The sequence below is a fragment of the Azotobacter chroococcum genome, assembly GCF_004339665.1.
GTDB lineage: Bacteria > Pseudomonadota > Gammaproteobacteria > Pseudomonadales > Pseudomonadaceae > Azotobacter > Azotobacter chroococcum.
The window spans coordinates 326740-352098 of the sequence record NZ_SMMU01000002.1 but is presented as its reverse complement, the minus strand read 5'-3'; the positions used below and the strand labels follow the sequence as shown (position 1 = coordinate 352098).

At 67.3% G+C, this 25359-nt stretch carries 25 protein-coding genes; 5 read left to right on the top strand and 20 right to left on the bottom strand.

All coding sequences use genetic code 11. The features are described from left to right. Positions 1 to 57 precede the first annotated feature (57 nt). Positions 58 to 1611: an apolipoprotein N-acyltransferase gene (lnt, locus tag EV691_RS03860; protein WP_131298788.1), complete on the top strand. Its 1554-nt coding sequence runs from the start codon at positions 58 to 60 to the stop codon at positions 1609 to 1611. On the opposite strand, the gene EV691_RS03855 is transcribed toward lnt, so the two are convergent. Both EV691_RS03855 and EV691_RS03850 read right to left on the bottom strand, forming a co-directional pair. After that, positions 1602 to 2363, bottom strand: a complete 762-nt coding sequence (locus EV691_RS03855; RefSeq protein WP_131298789.1) for a YdcF family protein — start codon at positions 2361 to 2363, stop codon at positions 1602 to 1604. The two genes, lnt and EV691_RS03855, sit on opposite strands and share 10 nt — an antisense overlap. Before the next feature lie 26 nt (positions 2364 to 2389). Beyond that, complete coding sequence (locus EV691_RS03850) at positions 2390 to 2809, bottom strand: zinc ribbon-containing protein (protein ID WP_039805877.1); 420 nt, start codon at positions 2807 to 2809, stop codon at positions 2390 to 2392. Positions 2810 to 3005: 196 nt separating this feature from the next. Between EV691_RS03850 and leuS the strand changes: the two genes are divergently transcribed. Genes leuS through holA form a run of 3 tightly spaced genes read left to right on the top strand, consistent with a single transcriptional unit; the run spans position 3006 to position 7372 of the window. Next, positions 3006 to 5618 carry a leucine--tRNA ligase gene (leuS, locus tag EV691_RS03845; RefSeq protein ID WP_131298790.1) on the top strand — a complete coding sequence of 871 codons (2613 nt, stop codon included), beginning with the start codon at positions 3006 to 3008 and terminating at the stop codon, positions 5616 to 5618. 49 nt (positions 5619 to 5667) lie between these two features. Beyond that, on the top strand, positions 5668 to 6294 hold the full coding sequence (locus EV691_RS03840; protein WP_131298791.1) for an LPS-assembly lipoprotein LptE: 627 nt from the start codon (positions 5668 to 5670) through the stop codon (positions 6292 to 6294). Positions 6295 to 6331: 37 nt separating this feature from the next. After that, a complete protein-coding gene (gene holA, locus EV691_RS03835) occupies positions 6332 to 7372 on the top strand; it encodes a DNA polymerase III subunit delta (protein WP_131298792.1) in 1041 nt (346 codons plus the stop codon). 125 nt (positions 7373 to 7497) lie between these two features. On the opposite strand, the gene EV691_RS03830 is transcribed toward holA, so the two are convergent. Further along, positions 7498 to 8295 (bottom strand): YfbU family protein, encoded by a 798-nt coding sequence (locus EV691_RS03830; RefSeq protein WP_242672558.1) that lies wholly within the window; start codon positions 8293 to 8295, stop codon positions 7498 to 7500. Here EV691_RS03830 and arfA point away from each other — a divergent pair. Continuing rightward, complete coding sequence (arfA, locus tag EV691_RS03825; protein WP_131298793.1) at positions 8294 to 8455, top strand: alternative ribosome rescue factor ArfA; 162 nt, start codon at positions 8294 to 8296, stop codon at positions 8453 to 8455. The two genes, EV691_RS03830 and arfA, sit on opposite strands and share 2 nt — an antisense overlap. Before the next feature lie 83 nt (positions 8456 to 8538). On the opposite strand, the gene EV691_RS03820 is transcribed toward arfA, so the two are convergent. The 17 genes from EV691_RS03820 to EV691_RS03740 form a co-directional block, all read right to left on the bottom strand. After that, on the bottom strand, positions 8539 to 9165 hold the full coding sequence (locus tag EV691_RS03820) for a thermonuclease family protein (protein ID WP_131298794.1): 627 nt from the start codon (positions 9163 to 9165) through the stop codon (positions 8539 to 8541). A gap of 393 nt (positions 9166 to 9558) precedes the next feature. Further along, complete coding sequence (locus EV691_RS03815) at positions 9559 to 10008, bottom strand: GlcG/HbpS family heme-binding protein (protein ID WP_131298795.1); 450 nt, start codon at positions 10006 to 10008, stop codon at positions 9559 to 9561. A gap of 97 nt (positions 10009 to 10105) precedes the next feature. Further along, positions 10106 to 11155, bottom strand: coding sequence for a 4-hydroxy-2-oxovalerate aldolase (dmpG, locus tag EV691_RS03810; RefSeq protein WP_131298796.1), 1050 nt, complete (start codon positions 11153 to 11155; stop codon positions 10106 to 10108). A gap of 55 nt (positions 11156 to 11210) precedes the next feature. Further along, a complete protein-coding gene (locus EV691_RS03805; RefSeq protein WP_131298797.1) occupies positions 11211 to 12671 on the bottom strand; it encodes a 2-hydroxymuconic semialdehyde dehydrogenase in 1461 nt (486 codons plus the stop codon). A gap of 25 nt (positions 12672 to 12696) precedes the next feature. Continuing rightward, positions 12697 to 13620 carry a catechol 2,3-dioxygenase gene (locus EV691_RS03800; RefSeq protein ID WP_131298798.1) on the bottom strand — a complete coding sequence of 308 codons (924 nt, stop codon included), beginning with the start codon at positions 13618 to 13620 and terminating at the stop codon, positions 12697 to 12699. Between the two features lie 8 nt (positions 13621 to 13628). Then, complete coding sequence (locus EV691_RS03795) at positions 13629 to 13943, bottom strand: 2Fe-2S iron-sulfur cluster-binding protein (protein WP_131298799.1); 315 nt, start codon at positions 13941 to 13943, stop codon at positions 13629 to 13631. Positions 13944 to 13975: 32 nt separating this feature from the next. Then, positions 13976 to 14932, bottom strand: coding sequence for an acetaldehyde dehydrogenase (acetylating) (locus EV691_RS03790; RefSeq protein WP_131298800.1), 957 nt, complete (start codon positions 14930 to 14932; stop codon positions 13976 to 13978). Between the two features lie 46 nt (positions 14933 to 14978). Continuing rightward, complete coding sequence (locus tag EV691_RS03785) at positions 14979 to 15170, bottom strand: tautomerase family protein (protein WP_131298801.1); 192 nt, start codon at positions 15168 to 15170, stop codon at positions 14979 to 14981. Positions 15171 to 15186: 16 nt separating this feature from the next. Next, the gene (gene dmpH / locus EV691_RS03780) at positions 15187 to 15975 is read right to left on the bottom strand and encodes a 2-oxo-3-hexenedioate decarboxylase (RefSeq protein ID WP_131298802.1); all 789 of its coding nucleotides are present in this window, start codon (positions 15973 to 15975) and stop codon (positions 15187 to 15189) included. A gap of 13 nt (positions 15976 to 15988) precedes the next feature. After that, on the bottom strand, positions 15989 to 16774 hold the full coding sequence (gene dmpE / locus EV691_RS03775) for a 2-oxopent-4-enoate hydratase (RefSeq protein ID WP_131298803.1): 786 nt from the start codon (positions 16772 to 16774) through the stop codon (positions 15989 to 15991). Positions 16775 to 17275: 501 nt separating this feature from the next. Next, positions 17276 to 18547 carry an OprD family porin gene (locus EV691_RS03770; RefSeq protein ID WP_131298804.1) on the bottom strand — a complete coding sequence of 424 codons (1272 nt, stop codon included), beginning with the start codon at positions 18545 to 18547 and terminating at the stop codon, positions 17276 to 17278. 234 nt (positions 18548 to 18781) lie between these two features. Further along, the gene (locus tag EV691_RS03765) at positions 18782 to 20113 is read right to left on the bottom strand and encodes an MFS transporter (protein WP_131298805.1); all 1332 of its coding nucleotides are present in this window, start codon (positions 20111 to 20113) and stop codon (positions 18782 to 18784) included. A 71-nt stretch (positions 20114 to 20184) separates the two neighbouring features. Continuing rightward, positions 20185 to 20958, bottom strand: a complete 774-nt coding sequence (locus EV691_RS03760; protein WP_131298806.1) for a 1,6-dihydroxycyclohexa-2,4-diene-1-carboxylate dehydrogenase — start codon at positions 20956 to 20958, stop codon at positions 20185 to 20187. Between the two features lie 46 nt (positions 20959 to 21004). Next, positions 21005 to 22015 (bottom strand): benzoate 1,2-dioxygenase electron transfer component BenC, encoded by a 1011-nt coding sequence (gene benC / locus EV691_RS03755; RefSeq protein WP_131298807.1) that lies wholly within the window; start codon positions 22013 to 22015, stop codon positions 21005 to 21007. Between the two features lie 102 nt (positions 22016 to 22117). Further along, positions 22118 to 22606, bottom strand: a complete 489-nt coding sequence (gene benB / locus EV691_RS03750) for a benzoate 1,2-dioxygenase small subunit (protein WP_131298808.1) — start codon at positions 22604 to 22606, stop codon at positions 22118 to 22120. 2 nt (positions 22607 to 22608) lie between these two features. Next, the gene (gene benA, locus EV691_RS03745) at positions 22609 to 23970 is read right to left on the bottom strand and encodes a benzoate 1,2-dioxygenase large subunit (RefSeq protein WP_131298809.1); all 1362 of its coding nucleotides are present in this window, start codon (positions 23968 to 23970) and stop codon (positions 22609 to 22611) included. A gap of 190 nt (positions 23971 to 24160) precedes the next feature. Beyond that, positions 24161 to 25120, bottom strand: a complete 960-nt coding sequence (locus EV691_RS03740; protein WP_131298810.1) for an AraC family transcriptional regulator — start codon at positions 25118 to 25120, stop codon at positions 24161 to 24163. Between the last annotated feature and the right edge of the window lie 239 nt (positions 25121 to 25359).

The following is a 25359-nucleotide window of genomic DNA, read 5'->3' as shown; positions in this document are numbered from 1 at the left end:
CGCGGGCCGCTCCATTAAGCTTGCGCCGCCTTTTTTCCGAGCAAGGACCTCTCTCCGATGCGCTGGATCACCCGCCCCGGCTGGCCGGGCAACCTGCTGGCGCTGGCCGCCGGCGCCCTGACGCCCCTGGCCCAGGCCCCCTTCGATATCTGGCCGCTGGCCCTGCTGTCGATCGCCCTGTTCTACCTCGGCCTGCGCGAGCTGGCGCCGCGGGCGGCGCTGTGGCGCGGCTGGTGCTACGGCTTCGGCCTCTACGCCGCCGGCACCAGCTGGATCTACATCAGCATCCACGACTACGGCGCCGCCTCGCTGCCGCTGGCCGGCCTGCTCACCTTCGCCCTGATGCTCGCCCTGGCGTTCTTCTTCGCCCTGCCCGCCTGGCTGTGGGGCCGCTGGCTGCGCCGGGCCGAGGCGCCGCTGGCCGACGCTTTGGGTTTTGCCGCCCTGTGGCTGGCGCTGGAAGGCTTTCGCGGCTGGTTCCTCACCGGTTTTCCCTGGCTCTACGCCGGCTACAGCCAGCTCGAGGGGCCGCTCGCCGGCCTGGCGCCGCTGGGCGGGGTCTGGCTGCTGTCCTTCGTCCTCGCGCTGTCCGCGGCGCTCTCGGTCAACCTGCCACGCCTGATCCGCCGGCCGCAGGCTTTGGCCGGCGCCCTCGGTCTGCTGCTCGCCCCCTGGGGACTCGGCCAGGCGCTCAAGGGCCATGCCTGGACCGCGTCTGCCGGCGCGCCGCTGAAGATCGCCGCGGTGCAGGGCAACGTGCCGCAGAACCTCAAGTGGGACCCGGAGCAGCTCAGCGCCCAGCTGATGCTCTACCGCGACCTCACCCTGCAGCGGGCCGCGGCGGTCGACCTGGTGGTCTGGCCGGAAACCGCCGTGCCGATTCTCCGCGAGTATGCCGAGGACTACCTCGCCGGCCTCGAGCGCTACGCCCGCCCGCGCAACATCGCACTGCTCACCGGGGTGCCGATCCGCCAGCGCAATGCGCAGGGCGAGCCGCGCTACTACAACGGCATCACCGTGGCCGGCGAAGGCGCGGGCACCTACCTGAAGCAGAAGCTGGTGCCCTTCGGCGAATACGTGCCGCTGCAGGAGCTGCTGCGCGGGCTGATCGCCTTCTTCGACCTGCCGATGTCCGACTTCGCCCGCGGCCCGGCCGACCAGCCGCTGCTCGAGGCCCGCGGCTGGCGGATCGCCCCCTACATCTGCTACGAGGTGGTCTACCCGGAATTCGCCGCCGGCCTGGCCGCGCGCAGCGACCTGCTGCTCACCATCAGCAACGACGCCTGGTTCGGCACCTCCATCGGCCCCCTGCAGCACCTGCAGATGGCGCAGATGCGCGCCCTGGAGGCCGGCCGCTGGATGATCCGCACCACCAACAACGGCGTCACCGCGCTGATCGACCCCTTCGGGCGGATCACCGAGCGCCTGCCGCAGTTCCAGCGCGCCGTGCTCTACGGCGAGGTGACGCCGATGCAGGGCCTCACCCCCTACCTGCAGTGGCGCGCCTGGCCGCTGGCGACCCTCGCCGTCCTGCTGCTCGGCTGGGCGCTGCTGCGCCGGCGCGCCGAACGGGCCTCGGCGGCCGGCGCGACCATCGAGGCTCAGCGGTAGAGAAGCGGATAGGCCAGTTGCCCGAGCGCCTCGTTGAGCAGCAGGCCGCTCTGCCACAGCGCCCGCCCCTCGGGCAGCCAGCCGCCCAGCGGGCGGCCGTTGGGCACGCCGAGAAAGCCCGCCGGGGCCGGCAGCACCGTGAAGCCGGCCCGCTCGAAGCACCAGCGCGCCCGCGGCATGTGCCAGGCCTGGGTCACCAGCACCACCCGGCGGATGCCCTCCGCCTGCAGCAGCTCGGCGCTGTAGCGGGCGTTCTCCCAGGTGGTGCGGCTGCGCTCCTCGCGCCAGCGCAGCGTCAGGCCATGGTCGCGCTCCAGTACCTCGCCGGACAGCGCCGCCTCGCTGGGCGGCGCACCGAAATGCAGTCCGCCGCTGGCCAGCAGCGGCAGGCCCGAGGCCCGCGCCAGGCGGGCGGCGTAGCGCAGCCGCTCGAGCGCCAGCGGGCTCGGCTGATCGCCGCCCCAGGCCGGATCGCCGCGCTCGCGGCCGCCGCCCAGCACCACGATGGCCTCGGCGCGCTGCGCCAGCTGCGGCCACTGCGCCTCGACCAGCGCCGGCTCGCGCTCGATGGCTCGCGCCGCCCACTCCACCGTCACCGGCAGGCTGAGCAGCCACAACCCGCCCGCACCGAGCACAAAGCACAGCCCGGCCGCCCGCGGCGCACGGCGGCGCAGCCACCAGCCGAGCCCCAGCAGAAGGAGCAGGCCGGACGGCGGCAGCAGCAGTTGCTTGAGCAGATAGCGAAGCGGCATGGGCACCTCCGGGCGAGGCGCAGAGCCTAACCCGAGCGGCGCCGCAGAGCGACCCGGAACAGTCGCGAAGCGCAGACCGGACAAGCCGCGACGCAGCCGGCGCGCCGCCAGCGCACGGCCCGGCCGCACAGGGCGCAGAGCAAGTGGGCATGGCGAAGCCGCGGTGGCGCGGCAGGACGCTCCCGCGGCACGAAGAGATGGGCACGCTCCTGACGCTCGATCAGCGCCAGCTCCTCGGCCGCCGCCTGCCAGCCGCGCAGCCACTGCAGGTCCCGGCGCAGCCAGGCGCGGATCAGCGCCCGCTCGGCGGGCGACAGATCGTGCAGCTCCAGCACGACCGGCTCCGGCCCGCCGCGACAGCGTGCGCCCTCGGCTCCGGCGAGGGCGCAGGCGACCCGCTCGATCAGCCGCCGGTACAGTCCGCCACGCGCGCCCATCTCGTCCATCCCACACCTCACACCGGGAGAAACGATCTCTTTTCCCTGAGCTTAGCGTCCGCCCCCGCCGCGGTCGGCCGTCGCGACCAACGGCGGCGGAGTGCCAGCGGCCGGCGCCCCGCGCCGGTCAGGCGTTTCCCATGGCCAAGCCCGCTCATGTATGCTACCGGGTTTTCCACGCCCCCTTTTCCAGCGCCAGCAGACCATGCACGAACAGTATCAGCCCCGCGAGATCGAAGCCGCCGCGCAGTCCCTCTGGGATGCCCAGAAGTCCTTTGAAGTGCGCGAGCAGCCCGGCAAGGACACCTTCTACTGCCTGTCGATGTTCCCCTACCCCAGCGGCAAGCTGCACATGGGGCACGTGCGCAACTACACCATCGGCGACGTGATCGCCCGCTACCAGCGCATGCAGGGCAGGAACGTGCTGCAGCCGATGGGCTGGGACGCCTTCGGCATGCCGGCGGAAAACGCCGCGATGAAGAACCAGGTGGCGCCGGCCAAGTGGACCTACGAGAACATCGCCTACATGAAGTCCCAGCTGAAAAGCCTGGGCCTGGGCATCGACTGGTCGCGTGAGGTCACCACCTGCAAGCCGGACTACTACCGCTGGGAGCAGTGGCTGTTCACCCAGCTGTTCGAGAAGGGCGTGATCTACCGCAAGAACGGCACCGTCAACTGGGACCCGGTGGACCAGACCGTGCTGGCCAACGAGCAGGTCATCGACGGCCGCGGCTGGCGCTCCGGCGCGCTGGTCGAGAAGCGCGAGATCCCCATGTACTACTTCCGCATCACCGCCTATGCGGAAGAATTGCTGAGTAGCCTGGACGAACTGAGCGGCTGGCCCGAGCAGGTCAAGACCATGCAGCGCAACTGGATCGGCAAGAGCTTCGGCGCCGACATCGTCTTCGACTACGACGTCGCCAGCATCGGCGAGGCCGGCCAGCTGAAGGTCTACTCGACCCGCCCGGACACCCTGATGGGCGCCACCTACGTCGCCGTCGCCGCCGAGCACCCGCTGGCCCAGCGCGCCGCGGCGAACAACCCTGCGCTTGCGGCCTTCATCGCCGAATGCAAGGCCGGCTCGGTGGCCGAGGCCGACATGGCGACCATGGAGAAGAAGGGCCTGGCCACCGGCCAGTTCGTCATCCACCCGCTGAGCGGCGACAAACTGCCGGTGTTCGTCGCCAACTACGTGCTCTGGGGCTACGGCGAGGGCGCGGTGATGGCCGTGCCGGCCCACGACGAGCGCGACTTCGAGTTCGCCAACAAGTACGGCCTGCCGATCAGGCAGGTCTACGCCGCCGAAGGCAAGGAGTTCAGCGCCGCCGAATGGCAGGCCTGGTACGCCGACAAGGAAGGCCTGACCACCGTCAACAGCGGCAAGTACGACGGCAAGGACTTCACCGCCGCCTTCGACGCCATCGTCGCCGATCTGGAAAGCGCCGCCCACGGCGCGCGCAAGACCCAGTTCCGCCTGCGCGACTGGGGCATCAGCCGCCAGCGCTACTGGGGCTGCCCGATCCCGATCGTCCACTGCGACAGCTGCGGCGACGTGCCGGTGCCGGAAGACCAGCTGCCGGTGGTGCTGCCCGAGGACGTGGTGCCGGACGGCAGCGGCTCGCCGCTGGCCAAGATGCCGGAGTTCTACGCATGCACCTGCCCGAAATGCGGCAAACCGGCCAAGCGCGAAACCGACACCATGGACACCTTCGTCGAGTCGTCCTGGTACTACGCCCGCTACGCCTCGCCCAGCTATGAGCAGGGCATGGTCGACCCGCAGGCGGCCAACCACTGGCTGCCGGTGGACCAGTACATCGGCGGCATCGAGCACGCCATCCTGCACCTGCTCTACGCGCGCTTCTTCCACAAGCTGATGCGCGACGAGGGGCTGGTGTCCTCCAACGAGCCGTTCAGGAACCTCCTGACCCAGGGCATGGTGGTCGCCGAGACCTACTACCGCACCCTGGAAAACGGCGGCAAGGACTGGTTCAACCCGGCCGACGTGGAAGTCGAGCGCGACGCCAGGGCCAAGGTGATCGGCGCGAAGCTCAAGACCGACGGCCTGCCGGTGGAGATCGGCGGCACCGAGAAGATGTCCAAGTCGAAGAACAACGGCGTCGACCCGCAGGCGATGATCGACGCCTACGGCGCCGACACCTGCCGCCTGTTCATGATGTTCGCCGCCCCGCCGGAACTCAGCCTGGAGTGGTCCGACGCCGGCGTCGAGGGCGCCAGCCGCTTCCTGCGCCGCGTCTGGCGCCTGGCCCAGAGCCATGTGAGCGCCGGCCTGCCGGGCGCGCTGGACAAGGCCCAGCTCTCGGATGCCCAGAAGGAAATCCGCCGCGCTATCCATCTGGCCATCAGGCAGGCCAGCCAGGATGTCGGCCAGCACCACAAGTTCAACACCGCCATCGCCCAGGTGATGACCCTGATGAACGTGCTGGAAAAGGCCACGACCGCCGGCGAACAGGACCGCGCCCTGCTCCAGGAGGGCCTGGAAACCGTGGCCCTGCTGCTGGCGCCGATCACTCCGCACATCTGCCACGCGCTCTGGGAGGCGCTCGGCAAGGATGGCCTGATCATCGACGCCGCCTGGCCGGCGGTGGACGAGTCCGCCCTGGTGCAGGACACCCTGACCCTGGTGGTGCAGGTCAACGGCAAGCTGCGCGGGGAAATCCAGGTGCCGGCCGCCGCCTCCCGCGAAGAAGTCGAGGCCGCCGCCCGCGCCAACGAGAACGTGCTGCGCTTCACCGAGGGCCTGGCCATCCGCAAGGTCATCGTGGTGCCGGGCAAGCTGGTCAACATCGTCGCCAATTGATGCGCGTCCCGGCGACAAGACGCCGCCGGTCACTCCAAGGGGAAAGCAGATGATCAAACGGAGCCTCGCGCTCATCGCCCTGACCGGCCTGCTCGGCGCCTGCGGCTTCCAGCTGCGCGGCACCGGCGAGACCGGGCGCCTCGCCCTCAGCGAGCTCAACCTGAGCGCCCGCAACGCCTACGGCGAGACTCAGCGGCTGCTGCGCCGCCAGCTCGAAGCCAGCGGCGTCAAGGTGTATCCCGGCGCGCCCTACGAGCTGGTGCTGGCCCGTGAATCCGAGAAGCAGCGCACCGCCAGCTACACCAGCTCGGCGCGCAGCGTCGAATACGAGCTGACCACCACCCTCGAATACGAACTGCTCGACGCCCGCAAGCAGCTGCTCGGCAGCAACGAGCTGGAGGTGCAGAAGGTCTACGTCCACGACCAGAACAACATCACCGCCTCGACCCAGGAAGCCCAGCAGCTGCGCGAGGAGATGCGCCGCGAGATGGTCCAGCAGCTGATGCTGCGTCTGCAGCAGCTCACCCCGGAGCGCATCGCCCTGATGGAGCAGCGGGCCAAGGAGCGTGCCCAGGCCGAGGCGCAGGCCGCGGAGGCGGCGCGCCGCGCCCAGGAAGAGCAGCAAGGCGAGCCGCAGCAGTCGCCGCTCGAACTGCCGCCCGCCCTCATGCCCTGACGCCGCCGGGCGGGGCTGCGGCCCCGCCCTTCCCGCCATGAAGCTCTCTTCCGCGCAACTGCCCAAGCAGCTCAAGGACACCCTGGCGCCGGTCTACGTGGTCAGCGGCGACGAGCCGCTGCTCTGCCAGGAGGCCTGCGACGCCATCTGCGGCGCCGCCCGCGCCCAGGGCTTCAGCGAGCGGCAGGTGTTCAACGCCGACGCCAACTTCGACTGGAACCAGCTCTACGCGGCCGGCGCCAGCCTGTCGCTGTTCGCCGAGAAACGCCTGCTGGAGCTGCGCATTCCCAACGGCAAGCCCGGCGACAAGGGCGCCGCGGCGGTCCTCGAATACCTGACCCGTCCCGCCGAGGACAACCTGCTGCTGATCAGCCTGCCCAGGCTCGACGCCGCCACCCAGAAGAGCAAGTGGGCCAAGGCGCTGCTCGACAGCCCGCAGGTGCAGTTCGTGCAGGTCTGGCCGGTCGACGCCCAGCAGCTGCCGCAATGGATCCGCCAGCGCCTGTCCCAGGCCGGGCTGGCCGCCAGCCAGGAAGCGCTGGAGCTGATCGCCGCCCGCGTCGAAGGCAACCTGCTGGCCGCCGCCCAGGAGATCGAGAAGCTCAAGCTGCTCGCCGAGAACAACCAGGTCGGCGCCGACACCGTGCAGGCCGCGGTGGCCGACAGCGCCCGCTTCGACGTCTTCGGCCTGCTCGACGCCGCCCTCGCCGGCCAGGCCGCCCACGCCCTGCGCATGCTCGACGGGCTGCGCGGCGAAGGCGTGGAAACCCCGGTGATCCTCTGGGCGCTGGCCCGCGAACTGCGCCAGCTGGCCACGCTCGCCCAGCAGTACGCCCAGGGCGTGCCGCTGGAGAAGGCCTTCGCGCAGCTGCGCCCGCCGGTCTGGGAAAAGCGCCGCCCGCTGCTGACCAAGGCCCTGCAGCGCCACCCGGCGGCGCGCTGGAACCAGCTGCTGCTCGACGCCCAACTGATCGACGCGCAGATCAAGGGCCAGGCCGAAGGCGAGCCGTGGAACGGCCTCGCCCGGCTGGCGCTGGCCATCGCCGGCCAGCGCCTGCAGCTGCCGCCGGAAACCTGAGGTGCGACGGCCCCGGGCTCTTTCCGAGGCACGCCGGGGGAGTCAGGGAATGGAGACGCCGGAAACGAAAAAGCCCCGTGGAACTCGGGGCCTTGTCCTGAAGGCAGCGTCACAGGGCGGAAGGGTCAGGCCCAGCGCAGCACGTTGGCGTCCAGTTCCATGCCACTTTTCGGGATGATTTTTGCGTTCAGTATTTCCGCCAGCGCCTCTACCGACAGCCTGGACTCGGGGCCGGAGTCCGCGATGCGCGCGTACACCTCCAGCATCCGCCGATAGCCGTCGGCCAGGATCCTGTGCGAGTCGGTATCGCGCCCCCTGAAGGCCGGCCAGCGGCCCAGGTCATCCACGAGGATATGGACAATCCCCCGCAGATCGGCCTCATGGCTGCCGTCGAACCCGCGAAACTGCGGGTCGCGCCCGAAGGTCGGGGCCAGCTCGGCCAGTTGGTCCTTCCGGGCCTGATCGAACCCGGCATAGGTCTCCTCGATGGCCTCCCACATGGTCAGCACCTCGGCGACGAAGGTGACGGCCTCCGGGGGCTCGATGCCGTCCTCGAACAGACCGGGGTAGGCCCAGCCCAGCGCCCAGCCATGACCGCGCTGGACCATCCGCTGCACGAAGAGCGGGTCGACGCTGTTGTCGATCCCGAGACGGGCGTGGATATCGGTGAGCAGAGTGATGATCAGCTTCTGTTGGTTGGAAAACTCCATTGCTACTTCGTCCTTGTTTTTGTTGTGGTGGGCATACCTGCATATAGTCCGCCCATCGGGCGAATTCCAGTCGAACCGTCCGGGTATGCGACCACAGGAAGCAATGGCCTGGGCGGACGAGCGGAGCCTCGCGCCCAAACCGCTGGACATTTTTTGACCAGCCGCGCATGATGCGCGCGCCCGCACGGGGCGGGCCTGCAGGAGGACGCTCATGGCGAAGAAATCCCCTTCCCGGCCGAACAAGGCCAAATCCCTGGTCGCCCAGCCGCTGTTCCGCTGCCGCCAGGAACAAGCGAAGAAGGGCAAGGGCAGCTACCGCCGCGAAGCCTTCCGGTCCGACGACCGGGAGGCTTTTGTCCTTCTGGCCGCCTGAAAGGCCCGCGTCCCCTCTCCCCGCCTCCCCCATACCTCCTCGCCGCCACGGCGGACATCTCTCCGGCAGCCGCTGCAGGGACATCAGCAAAGCGATAGCGATGCTGGAAGATGGACCTGTCCAACGCTCCAGAACCGAAGGAGGCTGCTCGGGACCAGCCAGGAAATATCCAGACGCCCCGTCATCCACAAGTAAGCACCACCTGCCAGCGCACCCGCCACCAGCGCCGCCAACAGCCATGGCCATAGCTTCCAGCCCTTTTCAACTGGCCTGGCCTTCCCTTTCCCGAGCTTGCGCCATTCCCATGGCGGCACCCGCTTTGCCTTCGGCAAGGCCCACAGCCCCTGCCTGGCCTTGCGTGCCCGCTCTTCCAGCCGGGCAAACTCCGGCTCTTTGGAATAGTCATGGTAAACCCAGGCATGGCCATGCCGGACCATCTCCTCGTTGACGAACGTACGCCCGCGAAAGACCCTGCCGACGATACGGCCGTAGCGATCCCGGGCCGTCGGCTCGATCCTGACGCTCTTGTTGAGCACCAGCGCCGCCAGTGCCTCTCGCGCCTCCGGACCATAGGGCTGAGCCTTTTCCGGCGTATCGATGCTGCACAACCGCACCACCACGGTCATGCCGTCGCCATAGTTCACCTTCAAGGTATCTCCGTCAGGGACATGAACCACCTTCGCTTCCAGAATCTTCTTCCCGCCTGCCATCGATGAACACCACTCGCGCTGAAACCATATCCGGGGCCCTCCGCAGCTCATGGCCCCCGACTGACGATGAAAAAGGCCGCGCAGTATGACAGGGGACTTCCACGCCGTAAGCCATCGCCTACAGCAGATCGAGCGCTCTCCCCATTGGTTCGGAACGGCCAGCGGCGTAGATTGAATCCCACCAAGACGTCGAAGGATCGACGCAGGCCGACCACGGATGGCGGCCAGAGGGACAGTCGCAGGATGCGGCTACTTCGTCAGGACGACGAGCACAGGGACGTAAGAAGCAAAAACGGCGAGGCCAACCCCCTCGCCGTTTTTGCGTGCGCCGGAAAAAGCAGCGGCCCAGTTCCGCTGCCGCCGAAAGCACCCCCGGAAAAGCGCAGCGGCGTGCTACGCCGAAGGCGCATCCAGCAGGGCCAGCACGGCCCGTACCGCCGCCTGGGCGCACTGCTCGTCCTGCTGTTCGGAAGCGCCCGAGATGCCGATGGCGCCCACCGCCGTCCCCTCGAACAGAAAAGGTTCGCCGCCGCCGAACAGCGCCATGCGCGGCTGCAGCGGCAGGCCCTGGCGGACGGCGTCGGACATCCCGGCCAGGCGCTCTTCCCAGACCCGGGTCGGCGCCCCGAAGCCGACGGCGGTGAGCGCCTTGTTCAGGGCGATGTCCCGGCACTGCAGCGGCGCGCCGTCCATGTGCGCGGTGTGGATCGGCTGGCCTGCCGCGTCGACCACGGCGATGCTGACCCGCACCGACAGCGCCGCGGCCTGATCGAGCGCCGCCTGCAGGGCGTGCATGGCCAGGGCCAGGTTGATGCTGTCGATCCGGCGAAGAGAAGGTTTCATCGCGTTCGCGTCCTGTCTTGGCAAAAAAAGCCCGGGAGCGAAACCGCCCCCAGGCTCGAAAACCGCCACAGCCAAGCCGGGCGGACCGGTTGGCTTGTTACGCCGACGCCTGGCGGGCAGCCTCGCCCTGCTGGCGCAGCAGATCCAGCGCCACGTCGACGATCATGTCTTCCTGGCCGCCGACCATCCGCCGCCTGCCCAGCTCGACGAGGATGTCCACGGTGCTCAGGCCGTACTTGCTCGCCGCCACCTCGGCATGGCGCAGGAAGCTCGAGTAGACGCCGGCGTAGCCTAGGGCCAGAGTCTCGCGGTCGACCCGCACCGGACGGTCCTGCAGCGGGCGGACGATCTCGTCGGCGGCGTCCATCAGGGTGTAGAGGTCGGTGCCGTGGTTCCAGCCCAGGCGTTCGGCCGCGGCGATGAACACCTCCAGCGGCGCGTTCCCCGCGCCGGCGCCCATGCCGGCCAGCGAGGCGTCGATGCGGTCGCAGCCCTCTTCCACCGCGACGATGGAGTTGGCCACGCCGAGCGACAGGTTGTGGTGGGCGTGGATGCCGGTCTGGGTCGACGGGTCGAGCAGGTCCTTGACCGCACGGAAACGGTCACGCACGTCGCTCATGCTCAGCGCGCCGCCGGAGTCGACCACGTAGATGCAGGTGGCGCCGTAGCTTTCCATCTTCTTCGCCTCGACCGCCAGGTTCTGCGGCGTGGTCATGTGGCTCATCATCAGGAAGCCCACGGTGTCCATGCCCAGCTCGCGCGCGTACTCGATGTGCTGGCGGGAGACGTCCGCCTCGGTGCAGTGGGTCGCCACGCGCACCACCCGGGCGCCGGCCTCGTAGGCTTCCTTGAGATGGTGCACCGTGCCGATGCCGGGCAGCAGCAGGGTGGCGATCTTCGCGTGGCTCACCACTTCGGCGACCGCCTCGATCCACTCCAGGTCGCTGTGCGCGCCGAAGCCGTAGTTGAAGCTCGAACCCTGCAGGCCGTCGCCGTGGGCGACCTCGATGGAGTCGACCCTGGCCTTGTCCAGCGCACGGGCGATGTCCTGCACGTTCCTGATCGAGTACTGGTGACGCACGGCGTGGCTGCCGTCGCGCAGGGTCACGTCGGAGATGTACAGCTTCTTGTTCGGATCGAAAGTCATCTTGGCTCTCCTCGGGCGGCGCTATTCGTGCCGCTTTCCTTGACGGGTAACTGCCTCACAGCTTCACGCAGACGTTCTTCAGCTCGGTGTAGAACTCCAGCGAGTGCACCCCGCCTTCGCGGCCGATGCCCGACTGCTTGGCGCCGCCGAAGGCGGTGCGCAGGTCGCGCAGGAACCAGCTGTTGACCCAGACGATGCCGGCCTCGATCTGCCCGGCGACGCGGTGCGCGCGCGAGGCGTTCTCGGTCCAGATCGCCGAGGCCAGGCCGTAGGGCAGGCTGTTGGCCAGCTCGACGGCTTCCTCCTCGGTGTCGAACGGGCGGATGTGGCAGCAGGGCCCGAAGATTTCCTCGGTGACCACCGGCGAATCGTCCTTCAGGCCGGTCCAGATGGTCGGCTGCACCCAGGCGCCGCCGGCCAGGTGCTGGGGCATGTCCGGCACGCCGCCGCCGGTGACGATGGTGGCGCCCTCGTCCTGGGCCTTCTGGTAGTAGCTGAGGACCTTCTCGCGGTGCTTGTGGCTGACCAGCGGGCCGAAGTTGGCCTTCGGATCGTTCGGCTCGCCGATCACCAGCGCCTCGGCGCCGGCCTTCAGACGGGCGACGAACGCGTCGAAGATCGGCCGCTGCACGTAGACGCGCTCGGTGCCCAGGCAGACCTGGCCGCAGTTGGCGAAGGCCGAGCGCAGGGTGCCCTCGATGGCCTTGTCCAGGTCGGCGTCGGCGAACACGATGCCGGCGTTCTTGCCGCCCAGCTCCAGGGACACCTGGCGCACACCCTTGGCCGCGGCACGCATGATGGTTTCGCCGGTGCCGGTTTCGCCGGTGAAGGTGATGCCGTCGACGTCCGGGTGGGCGGTGAGGAAGGCGCCGGCCGAGTCGCCGCCGAAGCCGTGCACCACGTTGTACACGCCGGCCGGCACGCCGGCGGCGTTCATCACCTCGCCGAGCAGCGCGGTGGTGGTGGGGGTTTCCTCGGACGGCTTGACCACCACGGTGTTGCCGCAGGCCAGCGCCGGGCCGACCTTCCAGGTCATCAAGAGCAGCGGCAGGTTCCACGGGCTGATCACCCCGATCACCCCCTTGGGCCGGCGCACGCCGTAGTTGAGCGCGCCGCTGCCGTCCGGGGTGGCCATCTCGAAGGCCTCGGTGGGCACGTTCTTCACCAGGTCGGCGAACACCGAAAAGTTGGCCGCGCCGCGCGGGATGTCGATGTGCGAGGCGAGGGACTTCGGCTTGCCGGTGTCCTGGCACTCGGCTTCGAGGAACTCGTCGAAGCGCGCGGTGATGCCGGCGGCGACGCGATGCAGGATCTCGGTGCGCTCGGCCACGCTCATCTTGCCCCAGGGGCCTTTCAGGGCGGCGCGGGCGGCCTTGACCGCGGCGTCGACCTCGGCCTCGCCGGCTTCGTGGATCCTGGCGATCACCTGGCCGTTGGCCGGGTTGACGTTGTCGAACAGCTTGCCGCTGGCAGAACCGACGTATTCGCCGTTGATGAAATGTTTGATCTCTTTCATGGGCTCAATCTCGTGAAATCTGGAATCAGGTCAGGGCGGTGAGGAAGCGTTCGTTGAGCTGGCGGTCGTGATAGAAGATCGCCTTGCCCAACTGGTCGGCGGTCCAGGTCACCGGCGGATGGTCCGGGTAGTGGTAATCGCCGCCGCAGAACACCTCGTTGCGGTTGCCCGAGGGATCGAAGAAATAGATGGTCTTGCCGTGGGTCAGGCCGTGGCGGGTCGGGCCGATGTCGATCGAGGTGTTGCTCATGCTGATCAGGTCGGCGGCGCGCAGCACATCCTCCCAGCTCTCGAGGAAGAACGAAGCGTGGTGGAAGCGGCCCTTCTCCGGGTGCTGGATGAAGGCCACGTCGTGGGCCTTCATGCCGACGGTGAGGAACTGGGCGACGCGCCTGCCCGCCTCGTCGAGCACCTGCTCGGCGAGGCTGAAGCCGAGCACCTCGGTGAACAGGCGCAGGGTCTCCGGCAGCTCGACGCCGTACAGCAGGCAGTGGTCGAAGCGGGTCGCCTTCATGCCCTGCAGGCCGCGCGGCCAGGCTTCCGGGTTGATCTCGGAGACGCCCCACTTGCCGGTCTGTTCCTTGTCGGCGAACAGCTCGAAGAAGTGCCCGGAGGGCGCCTCGAAGCGGATGCGCCGACCGCAGCCCTTGAGTTCGCCGGCCGGCAGGTTTTCCACCTGGCAGCCGAAGGCGGCCAGTTCCTCGCTCAGGCGGCAGAGGGTGGCGTCGTCGACGACCTTGAAGCCGAGGAAATCCATGCCCGGCTCGTCGGCCTCGCGCAGCACCACCGAGAACCGGTCGATCTCGGTCCAGCCCTTGAGATAGACGCGGCCCTGCGCATCCCTGTCCATCTCGATCAGCCCGAGCAGATCGACGTAGTGTTTGAGGGCAGCCTGCATGTCCAACACGCGCAGCTGGATATGGCCCGGACGCATTACACCTTTTTTCATGATGACACCTATTGTTGTTCTGGAGCCGCCCGGACTGCCTCGCCGCACGCCTGTACCTCGGAATCGCCCAGGGGAAACAGCCGGCAGGCCAGGGCCAGGCCCCGACCGCGCTCGTCGGCGCTTACGTGGCGGCAACTCATGGCGCCGAAGTCGAACCGGCCGGAAACCACCCGGACCTTGCAGACTCCGCAGCCGCCGCCCCGGCAACCGACCGGAATGCACCCCTTCCCCTGGCGTTCCATGGCGCACAGCAACGATTCGCCAGGCCGCACTTCAAGCACTTCACCACTGACCCGCTCGCGGACCCGATGCAGCCAGCTCATGGCCGTCGCCTCCCGCGAGCCCGGTCTACCGTCTAGACCAGCGCCGAAGGCAGAACCCGCACCTTGCCGCGCTCGGCCATCCGCTCGGCGCAGGACAGTGCCGCCGAGGTCATGATGTCGAGGTTGCCCGCATAGGCCGGCAGGTAGTGGGCGGCGCCTTCCACCTCGAGGAAGATCGAGGTCTTGAGGCCCGCGAGCATGCCCACGCCCGGCACGTTGACCGGCGTCTCGAGCAGGTCGAACTGCACCTCCTGCTTGAGCCGGTAGCCCGGCACGTAGCGCTGCACGCTGGCGACCATCTCCGCGACGCTGGCGGCGATGGCGTCCCGGTCGACCACCTCGGAGAGCACGAACACGCTGTCGCGCATGATCAGCGGCGGCTCGGCCGGGTTGAGGACGATGATCGCCTTGCCCTTCTGCGCCCCGCCGATCACCTCGATGGCCTTGGAAGTGGTCTCGGTGAACTCGTCGATGTTGGCGCGGGTGCCGGGACCGGCCGACTTGCTGGCGATCGAGGCGACGATCTCGGCGTAGTGGACTTTGGCCACGCGCGACACCGCAGCGACCATCGGGATGGTCGCCTGGCCGCCACAGGTGACCATGTTGATGTTCGACGCATCGAGCTCGGCGTCCAGGTTGATCGCCGGAACCACATAGGGGCCGATGGCCGCCGGGGTCAGGTCGATGACCTTCACCCCGTGGGCCTGCAGCAGCTCGTTGTGATGGGCATGGGCGCCGGCCGAGGTGGCGTCGAAGGCGATGCCGATGTCCTTGAACTCCGGCAGCGCCAAGAGGCCCTCCACGCCTTGCGCGGTGGTGGCGACGCCGAGCCGCCTGGCGCGCGCCAGACCGTCGGACGCCGGATCGATACCGACCATGGCGCCCATTTCCAGGTGCTTGCCATGGCGCAGCACCTTGATCATCAGGTCGGTCCCGATGTTGCCCGAACCGATGATCGCAACCTTGCAACGGGGCGATGTCTTATCCACGGAAAACCTCGATTGTTGTCATTGTGCTGGATGTCGGGCGGCGCGCTCAGCGGCCGCGCTGCTTGGCCGTCTGCCCGGCGATGCCGAAGTTGGTGTTGGGCACCTCGGTGATCACCACCCGTACGCTCTCGATCGGCGCGTCGAGGGCATCCACGGTGGCCCGGGTCAGGGCGTCGATCAGGCGGGCCTTCTGCTCTTCGCTGCGGCCTTCGATCAGGTAAACCTGCATGATGGGCATGGTGTCTTCCTCGCAGTCAGACGAAGCGCATCGATACGCTGCCCAGATGCTGGTAGCGCACGGTGACGTTGTCGCCGGCGGCCACCGCCACCGCCTCGGTGACCCCGCCGGTGAGAATCAGGGTGCCGGCGGGAATCTCCCGGCCGCGCGCACCGAGCATGTTGGCGAGCATCGCCACGCTCTGCGCCGGATGGCCGAGCACCGCCGCGCCGGAGGCCATGGCCACCACCTCGCCGTTCTTCTCCATCACCACGCCGAGGTTCTTCAGGTCGATGCCTTCGGCGTTGCGGTGGGTGCCGCCGAGGACGTAGCGCGCCGACGAGGTGTTGTCGGCGATCACGCTCTTCAGGTCGAAGCGGAAGTTCTCGTAGCGCGAGTCGATGATCTCCACCGCCGGCAGGATGAAGTCGGTGGCCGCCAGCACGCTGCCGATGTGGCAGCCCGGGCCCTTCAGCGGGCGCTTGGTGACGAAGGCGATCTCCGCCTCGACCTTGGGATGGATCAGCCGCTGGGTGTCGATCTCGCCGCCGTCGGCCACTGCGCCGTAGTCGGTGATGAAGCCGTAGACCGGATCGACGACGCCCATCTGGCGCATCTTGGCGTGGGAGGTCAGGCCCATCTTCAGGCCGGCGACGCGCACGCCGCGGGCTTCCTTGAGGGCGCGCAGGGCGTCCTGGATGGCGTAGGCGTCCTCCCAGTCCATGTCCGGGTAGTCGTCGGTGATCTTGTGGACTTCGCGACGCTCGGTTTCGGCGGCGTCGAGGTGGGCGGCGAGGCGCTCGATGGTTTGCGGGTCGAGATTCATCGAAATTCTCCTGTCAGACGAAACGCACGCCGGCCGAGCCGATGCCGCCGATGCTGATGCGCAGGTTGTCGCCGGCCTTGACCGGCAGCATGGTGGAGAGGGAGCCGGAGAGGATCACCTCGCCGGCCTTGAGCGGCACTTCCAGGCGCCCGAGGGTGTTGGCCAGCCAGGCCACGGCGTTGGCCGGATGGCCCAGCGCGGCGGCGCCGGCGCCGGTGGCGGCGATCTCGCCGTTGAGTTCGAGGGTCATGCCGACCACGCCAAGATCCAGGCGGCGCGGGTCGACGGCGGCATCGCCGAGCACGAACAGCGCCGAGGAGGCGTTGTCGGCCACGGTGTCCTGGATCTTGATTTTCCAGTCGGCGATCCGCGAATCGACGATCTCGAAGCAGGGCACCACGTATTCGGTGGCGCGCAGCACGTCGGCGACGGTCACCCCCGGACCGGCCAGCTCGTGCTTGAGCACGAAGGCGATCTCGCCCTCGGCCTTCGGCGCGATCAGCCCGGCGGCCTCGATGGCCGCGCCATCCGCGCGGAGCATGCCGGAGGTCAGGTGGCCGAAGTCGGGCTGGTCGACCTTGAGCAGGTCCATGACCACCCGGCTGGTGACGCCGATCTTCTTGCCGATCACGGTCTCGCCGTCGGCGTCCAGGCGCCGGGCGATCAGGCGCAGCTGGATCTGGTAGGCCTCCTCCAGGGTGAGCTGCGGATCGCGCTCGGTCAGCGGGGCGATGGGACGGCAATCCTTGAGCGAGCGGTAGAGCTCGTCGGCGTACTGGTTGAGCAGGGCTTGGCGCATGGTTGTTTTCCTGCGGGCTAAGCGTGAATGGCGAAAGGGGTGTCTGTATCGAGGCGCCCGCCAGGAGCGGAACGCTTCGGGAGTGGCTGGAAGGTAAACAGGGGCAGCAATGCCGTCCAATCGAATCTAGGCACCAAACGATGCCTTGAGGGCATCATTGAATTCCTCTCTTCGCGATTGCCGAAGAACTTCCGGCAAATCAGGCAATTGCCTTGTTGCGCCGGCGGAAGTTGCCGACCCAAGTTCGAGAAAAGGTTCTTGCCGGATATCCGGTTTTCGATCGAATGCACTTGGCCGAAGGCGAAAACATGCCTTTTTCCGATCATCAACCAAAACGACAACAGTCTGTTTCGCATTTGTGCCTTGTCCTCCCCGGCAGATAACCCTGAAACTTTGAAAACGTTGTGCGGAACAGTTCGGCAGCCTGTTTCCTGCAACCTCCCGACATACCCATACGGCCCGGTGTTAATTGCACGCACAGGAAACTCCGGATAAAGACGACTAAAACAACTTGATCGCATAGTTGATGATGATGCGGTTCTCATCGATGTCGCTGGCGTAGTTGGAACGGGCGATCGCGTTGCGCCAGCGGATGCTGACGTTCTTCAACGGGCCGCTCTGGATGGTGTAGGCCAGGTCGAGGTCGCGCTCCCACTCCTCGCCCTCGAAGCCGCGGCTGCCGGTGTCGACGTTGTCGCCCTGGACATAGCGCAGGGTGCTGGTCAGGCCGGGCAGACCGACGCTGGCGAAGTCGAAGTCGTGGCGGATCTGCCAGGAGCGCTCGTCCGGCGCGGAGAACTGGTAGGTCGGCAGTTCGTTGCCGAGCGGCGAGAGGGTGTCGCCGATGCGCAGGAAGCCGTCGTCGCCGTAGACGCCCTGATAGCCGGCATAAAAGGTGTGACCCTTGTATTTGGCCGAGAACAGCCCGTAGAGCAGCTGGTTGTCGAGGCTGCCGGCATCGGTGTTGCCGTCGTCCTGGGCGGTGTAGTAGCCGATGTCGGCGGCCAGGGTCCAGGCGCCCAGCGGCAGGGCATGCTTGATGCCGTAGAAGCGCTGCTGGTAGATGTCCTCCAGCTGGCCCTGCCAGAAGCTCAGCGTGGTGCGGTTGGCGTTGAAGCTGTAGTCGCCGCCGAGGTAGTTGTAGTGGTCGCCCGTGACGTGGGCCAGGCGCCGCGGGTTGATCGGGTCGTTGATGATCAGCGCGGTCATCTCGCCGTCGTCGGTCGAGTTGCGCATCTTGGCGGAGTTCAGCCGGCCGGCCTGCAGGGTCAGCCCGGGAATCTCCCGGGAGATCAGCGTCGTGCCCTGGTAGGTCTGCGGCAGCAGGCGGTTGTCGGTGTGCGCCAGGATCGGCAGGTTCGGCGTCTGCTCGCCGAAGCGCAGCTCGGTGTTGGAGAAGCGGGTCTTCAGCGTCAGCCCCAGGCGGGCGTACTCGTCGGCCGCCTCGCCGTCGTCGTGCACCGGCAGCAGGCCGGTGTTGGTGCGGTCGCGACTGCTGTCGAGCTTGACGCCCACCAGGGCGAGCGCGTCGAGGCCGAAGCCGACCGGTCCCTGGGTATAACCGGACTTGAAGTTGAGGATGAAACCCTGCGCCCACTCCTCCGCCTTGGACTGCTGGTTGCGTCCCTGGATATCGGAGAAGTCGCGCATGAAATAATAATTGCGAAGTTGCAGGGTGGCGGTGGAGTCTTCGATGAATCCACTTTCGGCCGTTGCTGCAGGAATACCGCCGGCCGTCGCAAGCGTTATAGCGAATTGCAGTTTTCGCTTCATGATGTGTCTCTTGTTGTTATTGTGAAAAGTGCCTTGGAAGTTATCAGGCGCACTTGCAGGCAGATATTGGCAATAGAGTTCCCGTGTGCAGTAATGCCGGCCTCGGTTCGGCCGCCTTGATTAACGGTGCGGTGTTTATTTCCCGTTTCCGGGACAACTTTCCTGAGACGGCGAAAGAGCGCGCGAAAACAGACCCGGCAGCCCTCTGCTTCCCCTTCGCCGCCTCTTCCCCCGTTACGCCAGCGCCTCGCCGGCCGCGGCGCCCGTCGCCTGCCGGTGCGCACAGAACAGGGTCATGGCGATGGCCGCGACCAGTCCGGGGATGGCGAAGGCGATGAAGTTCACCTGCAGCGGCAGGCTCATGCCGACCAGCGCCCCGCCGAGCAGCGGGCCGACGATGGCGCCGTTGCGGCCGATCCCCGAGGCCCAGCCGAGACCGGTGGAGCGGATGGCCATGCTGTAGAACTGCGCGGCGCAGGCGTAGAGCAGGATCTGCGAGCCGATGGTGGTGGCGCCGGCGATGGCGATCAGGCCGTAGAGCACCGGGGTCGGCGTCTTGAAGCCGAGCAGGCCGATCGACAGGGCGGCGACGGCGAAGAACACCACCAGCACCTTGGGCAGGTTCAGCCGGTCGCCCAGCCAGCCGCCACCGATGGCGCCGAACACCGCGCCGAAGTTCAGCACCAGCAGGAACGACAGGCTGGAGCCGAGGCTGTAGCCGGCGCTGGCCATCATCTTCGGCAGCCAGGAGCTGAGCGCATAGACCATCAGCAGGCAGCAGAAGAACGCCACCCAGATCGACAGGGTGCGCAGCGCGCGGCCCTCGCGGAACAGCTGCAGCACCGGCGCGCCCTCGCTTTTGGCCTCGGCCATCTCCAGCAAATCGTCATCCGTCAGTAGCCGGTCCGGATCGACGCGGCGGAGGATGGCGCGCGCCTGCTCGGTATGGCCCTGGCGCAGCAGGTAGCCAACCGATTCGGGCAGGAACCAGAGGATCAGCGGCAGCAGCAACAGCGGCACGGCGGCGGCCTGGAACATCGCCTCCCAGCCGAAGCGCGGCAGCATGTAGATGCCGAGCCCGGCGGAGAGCATGCCGCCCAGCGAATAGCCGCTGAACATGATGGCCACCAGGGTACTGCGGATCTTCTTCGGCGCGTATTCGTTCATCAGCGCCACCACGTTGGGCATCAGCCCGCCGATGCCGAGGCCGGCCATGAAGCGGCAGATGCCGAACTCGGTGGGGGTGCGGGTGAAGCCGTTGAGCACGGTGAAGCCGCTGAACAGCAGGAAGCAGATGGCGATGCCTTTCTTGCGGCCGATCTTGTCGGCCAGCGGGCCGAAGAACAGCGCGCCGAACATCATGCCGAACAGCGCGTAGCTGCCCAGCGCGCCAGCCTCCAGCGGTGTCAGGTTCCAGGTCTTCATCAAGACCGGCAGGACCACCCCGTAGATGAACAGGTCATAGCCGTCGAAGATCAGCAGCAGTGCGCACCAGCACAGCACCATCCAGTGGAAGCGGTTGAAGCGGGCCTCGTCGATGAGGCGATTGACATCGATTGTCTGCATGGCGTGGATCTCTGTTGTTGTTGTAATCGCAAAACCACGTGCGCGCTCCGCCCGGCGGCGGAGCGCCGGCCTCAACCCAGGTCGCCGCCGCCTACCGGCAGGATCGTGCCGGTGATATAGGAGGCTTCGTCGGAAGCCAGGAAGAGGATCGCCCCGACCTGCTCGTCGATGGTCCCGTAGCGCTTCATCAGCGAGCTGTCGACGGTCTGCTCGACGATCTGCTGGTACCAGGCCTTCTCCTGCCCGCTCGACTCGGCGGCGTTGCGCGGGATGCGCCGCGGCGGCGCCTCGGTGCCGCCGGGGGCGGTGGCGTTGACGCGGATGCCGCGCTCGGCGGTCTCGAAGGCCAGGCAGGCGGTGAGCGCGTTGACGCCGCCCTTGGCCGCGCCGTAGGGCACGCGGTTGACGCCGCGGGTGGCGATCGAGGAGACGTTGACGATGGCCCCCCTGCCCTGTTCGAGCATCGCCGGCAGGGCGGCGCGGCAGCACCACAGGGTGGGGAACAGCGAGCGGCGCACCTCGGCCTCGATCTGTTCTTCGGCGTAGTGCTCGAAGGGCTTGGCCCAGATGGTGCCGCCGACGTTGTTGATCAGGATGTCGAGGCGGCCGAAGCGCTCGACCGCCGCCGTCATTACCCCCTGGCAGTCGGCGAAGCGCTCCAGGTCGGCGGTCAGGGTCAGCACCCAGCCGGCGCCCAGCGCCTCGAGCTCGTGGACCAGTTCGGAGCGGTCCACGGCGACCAGACGGGCGCCCTCGGCGACCAGCCGCTCGGCGACGCGCCGGCCGATGCCCTGGGCCGCGCCGGTGACCACTGCGACCCTGTCTTGAAAGCGTTTTTCATGCATGGCGTTTCTATCCTTGGGGCCGCCCGTGCGGACACGGGGCAGCGGCTCAGACGCTGGCGGCGAACTTCTCGTAGTGGAAATTGGCCGGCTGGATGCCCTGCTCGCGGAGGAACCCGTTGACCGCCTCGACCATCGGCGGCGGACCGCACAGGTAGATGTCCACCTCGCCGTCGTTCAGGTGCACCGGCGCGATGTGCTGGGTGACGTAGCCCTTGTGCGGATGACTGCTCTCCGGGCTGGCGACGCAGGCCGTGAAGCTGAAATTGGGAATGCGCGCGACGAACTCCTCCAGCCGGTCCATCTCCACCAGGTCGGCATCGTGGGTGACGCCGTAGATCAGGTGGATCGGATGCTCGCTGCCGCTTTCGGCGATCTTCTCCAGCATGGCGGTGAAAGGCGCCAGGCCGGTGCCGCCGGCCAGCATCAGCAGCGGCCGGCGGATCTCGCGCAGGTAGAAACTGCCCAAGGGCCCGGTCAGGGTCATGGCATCGCCGGCCCTGGCCTGCCGGCTGAGATAGCCGCTCATCAGGCCGCCCGGCACGTTGCGGATCAGGAAGCTGACCTCGCCGTCCTGCGGCAGCGAGCTGAACGAGTAGGCACGGGTCTGGTCGCTGCCCGGCACCCTGAGATTGACGTACTGGCCCGGCAGGAAGGACAGCCTGGCCAGGGACGCGCCCTTGATCGACAGGCTGATCACGCTGTCGGACAGCGCGCGCACGTCGCTGATGAGCGCCTCGTAGCTGGCCTGCTCGGTCTTGCAGACTTCGGAGGAGGCCGGAATGCGCAGCACGCAGTCGCTCTCCAGACGCATCTGGCAGGTCAGCACCAGGCCTTCGGCCTTCTCCGCCTCGCTCAGCGCGTCCTCGATGTAGTTGTCGCCCAGGTCGTAACGACCGGCCTCGGCAAGGCACTTGCAGGCGCCACAGGCTCCGTCGCGGCAGTCCAGCGGAATATTGATGCCCTGACGGTAGGCGGCGTCGGCGACGGTTTCGCCACTGTCCACCTCGATGAAACGGGTGACCCCGTCTTCGAAATTCAGCGCAACCTTGTATGACATATGGCACCCCGCTCTCATTCTTCGGTTGGAGCAGCCGCCGGGCGGCGGGCGGGACGCAGGGGTCCCGCACGGCGCCGGCGGAGCGCGGTCTTCGAGCTGTGTTCAGACGTGGTAGATGTCGAGGACGTGACGCACGTAGTCGTTCTTCAGCACGACCTTCTTCGCCTTGATCAGCGGGTTCTCGCCGCGGATGTCCAGGGTGTAGAAGCTGGTGCCGTAGAACTGGTCGACGGTCTTGTAGCGGAAGTTCAGGGTGTGCCAGTTGAAGCGCAGACGGCACAGCTCGCCGGTCTGCTCGAGGATTTCTAGGTTGCTGATGTTGTGCGAGGTGCGGGTATCCGGAATGGTCGCGCTGGAGCGCTCGGTGCGGATGCGGAACACCCGGTCCTCCAGACCGCGGCGGCTGCCGTACCAGATCAGCGAGATCTGGCTCTGCGGATCTTCGGTCAACTGGTCGCGATCGTCCCAGGACGGCATCCAGAAGGTGCAGTCGGGGGCGTACTGCTCCAGCCAGCTGTCCCAGTCTTTCTCGTCCAGGTAGCGGGCTTCACGGTAGAGGAAGTCGCGTACGGCTTCGTAGGATGCGTTCATGATCAGTTGCCCTCCACGTGAATCAGCTTGTCCTGTTCTTGCTGCAGTGCCGCGGTCATGCGCTCCTGCCAGTAGCGGTGCTGCATGATGTAAAGCCCTTCGTCCTCGGTGCGCACGCCGCTCATCTTCGGCGCCAGGCCGATTTCCCTGGCGGCCTCGTCAGCCCCGTCGATCCAGTGGGTAGCACCGCGGGACATGTCGTTCCAGACCGCCGCGCGGCCCTGGAAACCCTGCTGGCAGGCGCGGAACTCCTCGAGGTCGTCCGGGGTGGCCATGCCGGTCACGTTGAAGAAGTCTTCGTACTGGCGGATGCGGTGGGCGCGCGCCTCGGCGTTCTCGCCCCTGGGCGCGATGCAGTAGATGGTCACCTCGGTCTTGTCGACCGAGATCGGCCGGAGCACGCGCAGCTGCGAACCGAACTGGTCCATCAGGTAGAGGTTGGGGTAGAGGCAGAGGTTGCGCGAATGGCCGATCATCCAGTCGGCGCGGGCCTGGCCGAACGCCTGGGCCAGCTCGTCGCGGCGCCGGTACAGCGGACGGTCTTCGGGGTTGTCCCAGCGGGTCCAGAGCAGGATGTGGCCGTTCTCGAAGGCGTAGAAGCCGCCGCCCTTCTTGCCCCAGCCGCCGGCGCTCATGGCGCGGATGTCGTCGCCGGCCTCCTTGAGCTTGCGCTGGTTCTGGGTCGCGGCGTAGTTCCAGTGGGTGGCGGTCACGTGGTAGCCGTCGGCACCGTTCTCGGCCTGCAGCTTCCAGTTGCCCTCGAACACGTAGGTGGAGGCGCCGCGCAGCACTTCCAGGCCTTCCGCCGACTGGTCGACCACCATGTCGATGATCTTCGCCGACTCGCCGAGGAACTCGCTCAGCGGCTGGACATCGGCATTCAGGCTGCCGAACAGGAAGCCGCGGTAGGACTCGAAGCGGGCGATCTTCTGCAGGTCGTGCGAGCCGTTGCAGTTGAAGCTGTCCGGGTAGCCCGCATCGGCCGGGTCCTTCACCTTCAGGAGCTTGCCGGAGTTGCTGAAGGTCCAGCCGTGGAACGGACAGGTGTAGGTAGCCTTGTTGCCGCTCTTGAAGCGGCACAGCGCCGCGCCGCGGTGGCTGCAGGCGTTGATGAAGGCGTTCAGCTCGCCGTCCTTGGTGCGGGCGATGATGATCGGCTGGCGTCCGATGTAGGTGGTGCAGTAGTCGTTCTTCTCGGGGATCTGGCTGTCGTGGGCCAGATAGATCCAGTTCCCTTCGAAGATGTGCTTCATCTCCAGCTCGAAGAGTTCCGCGTCGATGAACATGTCCCGCTTGCAGCGATAGAGGCCCTTTTCGCGATCCTCTTCCAGCAAGCCATTGATCTCGTCGATTCCAAGAGTCATTGCCGTCGGCTCCGTTGTTTTTGTGTCAGAGCCCCATCGTAAGAATCGGCAAGGACCGGCAATATCCGTTTCCTGCAGGACCTTTATCCACTCTCTGCAAGCGCGGTACGAAGGTTGCGGACGGAAACGAACGCGCCGCCCCAGCACAAGGCCGGGGCGGCGCGGATGACGGTGCGGCGAGGTGGCGGAATCAGCAGGCGCGGCGCCTCAGGGTATCCGAAGGCAGCTCGCCGAAGGCGTTGCGGTAGGATTCGGAAAAGCGCCCCAGGTGCAGGAAGCCGTAGTCGAGCGCCACCTCGGTGATGTTGCGCACCGGCGCCGAGGGGTCGCGCAGGCTGGCGTTGATCCGCTCGAGCTTCTTCTGCCGCACGTAATGCCTGGGCGTGGTCCTGGCGTGCTTCTCGAACAGCGCATAGAGCGAGCGCGGGCTGACGTTCACCAGCCCGGCCAGCTGTTCGAGGGTGATGTCCTGCTTGAGGTTCTCCTCGATGAAGTGCACGACCCGCTCGAAGATCGCCGAGGCGCTGCCCGGCTGCTCGCGGCGCACGTTGTTCTGCAGGCAGAGCAGCTTGTTGGCGATGATCCGCCCGTAGTGCTCCTGCAGGCGGGGCGGCGCGATGCCGGACTCGGCCTCCTCGCAGACCAGGCCGAGCAGGTTGAGCAGGCCGCCGATCTCCTGAAGGCTGTGCCGGCTGGCGGTGAAGCGGATGCCCTCGCCGGGCCAGTGCCAGTGGTTCTCGGCACAGGCCGCCTCGAGCAGGGAGCCGGGCATCTTGACGATGAACTTCTCGCAGTCCTGCGAATAGGTCAGGTCCACCGGATCGTCCGGATTGATCAAGAGCAGCTCGCCCGGCACGAAGTGGTGCTCCTGGCCGCGCGCGCCGCGCCACAGGCAATGGCCCTTGAGCAGGATCTGCAGGTGATAGATGGTTTCCAGCGCCTCGGAGGTGACGCGCACGGTGCCGCCGTAGCTGATCCGGCAGAGGTCGAGATCGCCGAACTTGCGATGGCTGAGGTCGGCGGCAGGATGGCTGGACTGCGACAGGCGGATGGAATGGGAGCCGACATGCTGGTTCACGTAGCCGGAAACGTCGTAGGGGTCGGCGCCCTGGAAGACCACGCTCTTTTCTTTCAGTAAAGAAAACTCCATCACTCAAGGCCTCTCGATATTGTTTTTCTTATAAAACCCAGGCGGTGCTTTGCCGCTCTGGACTCGTTCTTCACAACGCACACCATCCATCCCTGGCGGGGGATTCTACCGATTGCTCTCCTGATGCCGGCACGCCACCTAAGTTGAAGATAAACAGCCGTGGCGATGCCGTCCAATCGAATACAATCACCGAATGATACCCGAACGGCATCATTGCCCCTCCCCTGTCCGCGCAGCAT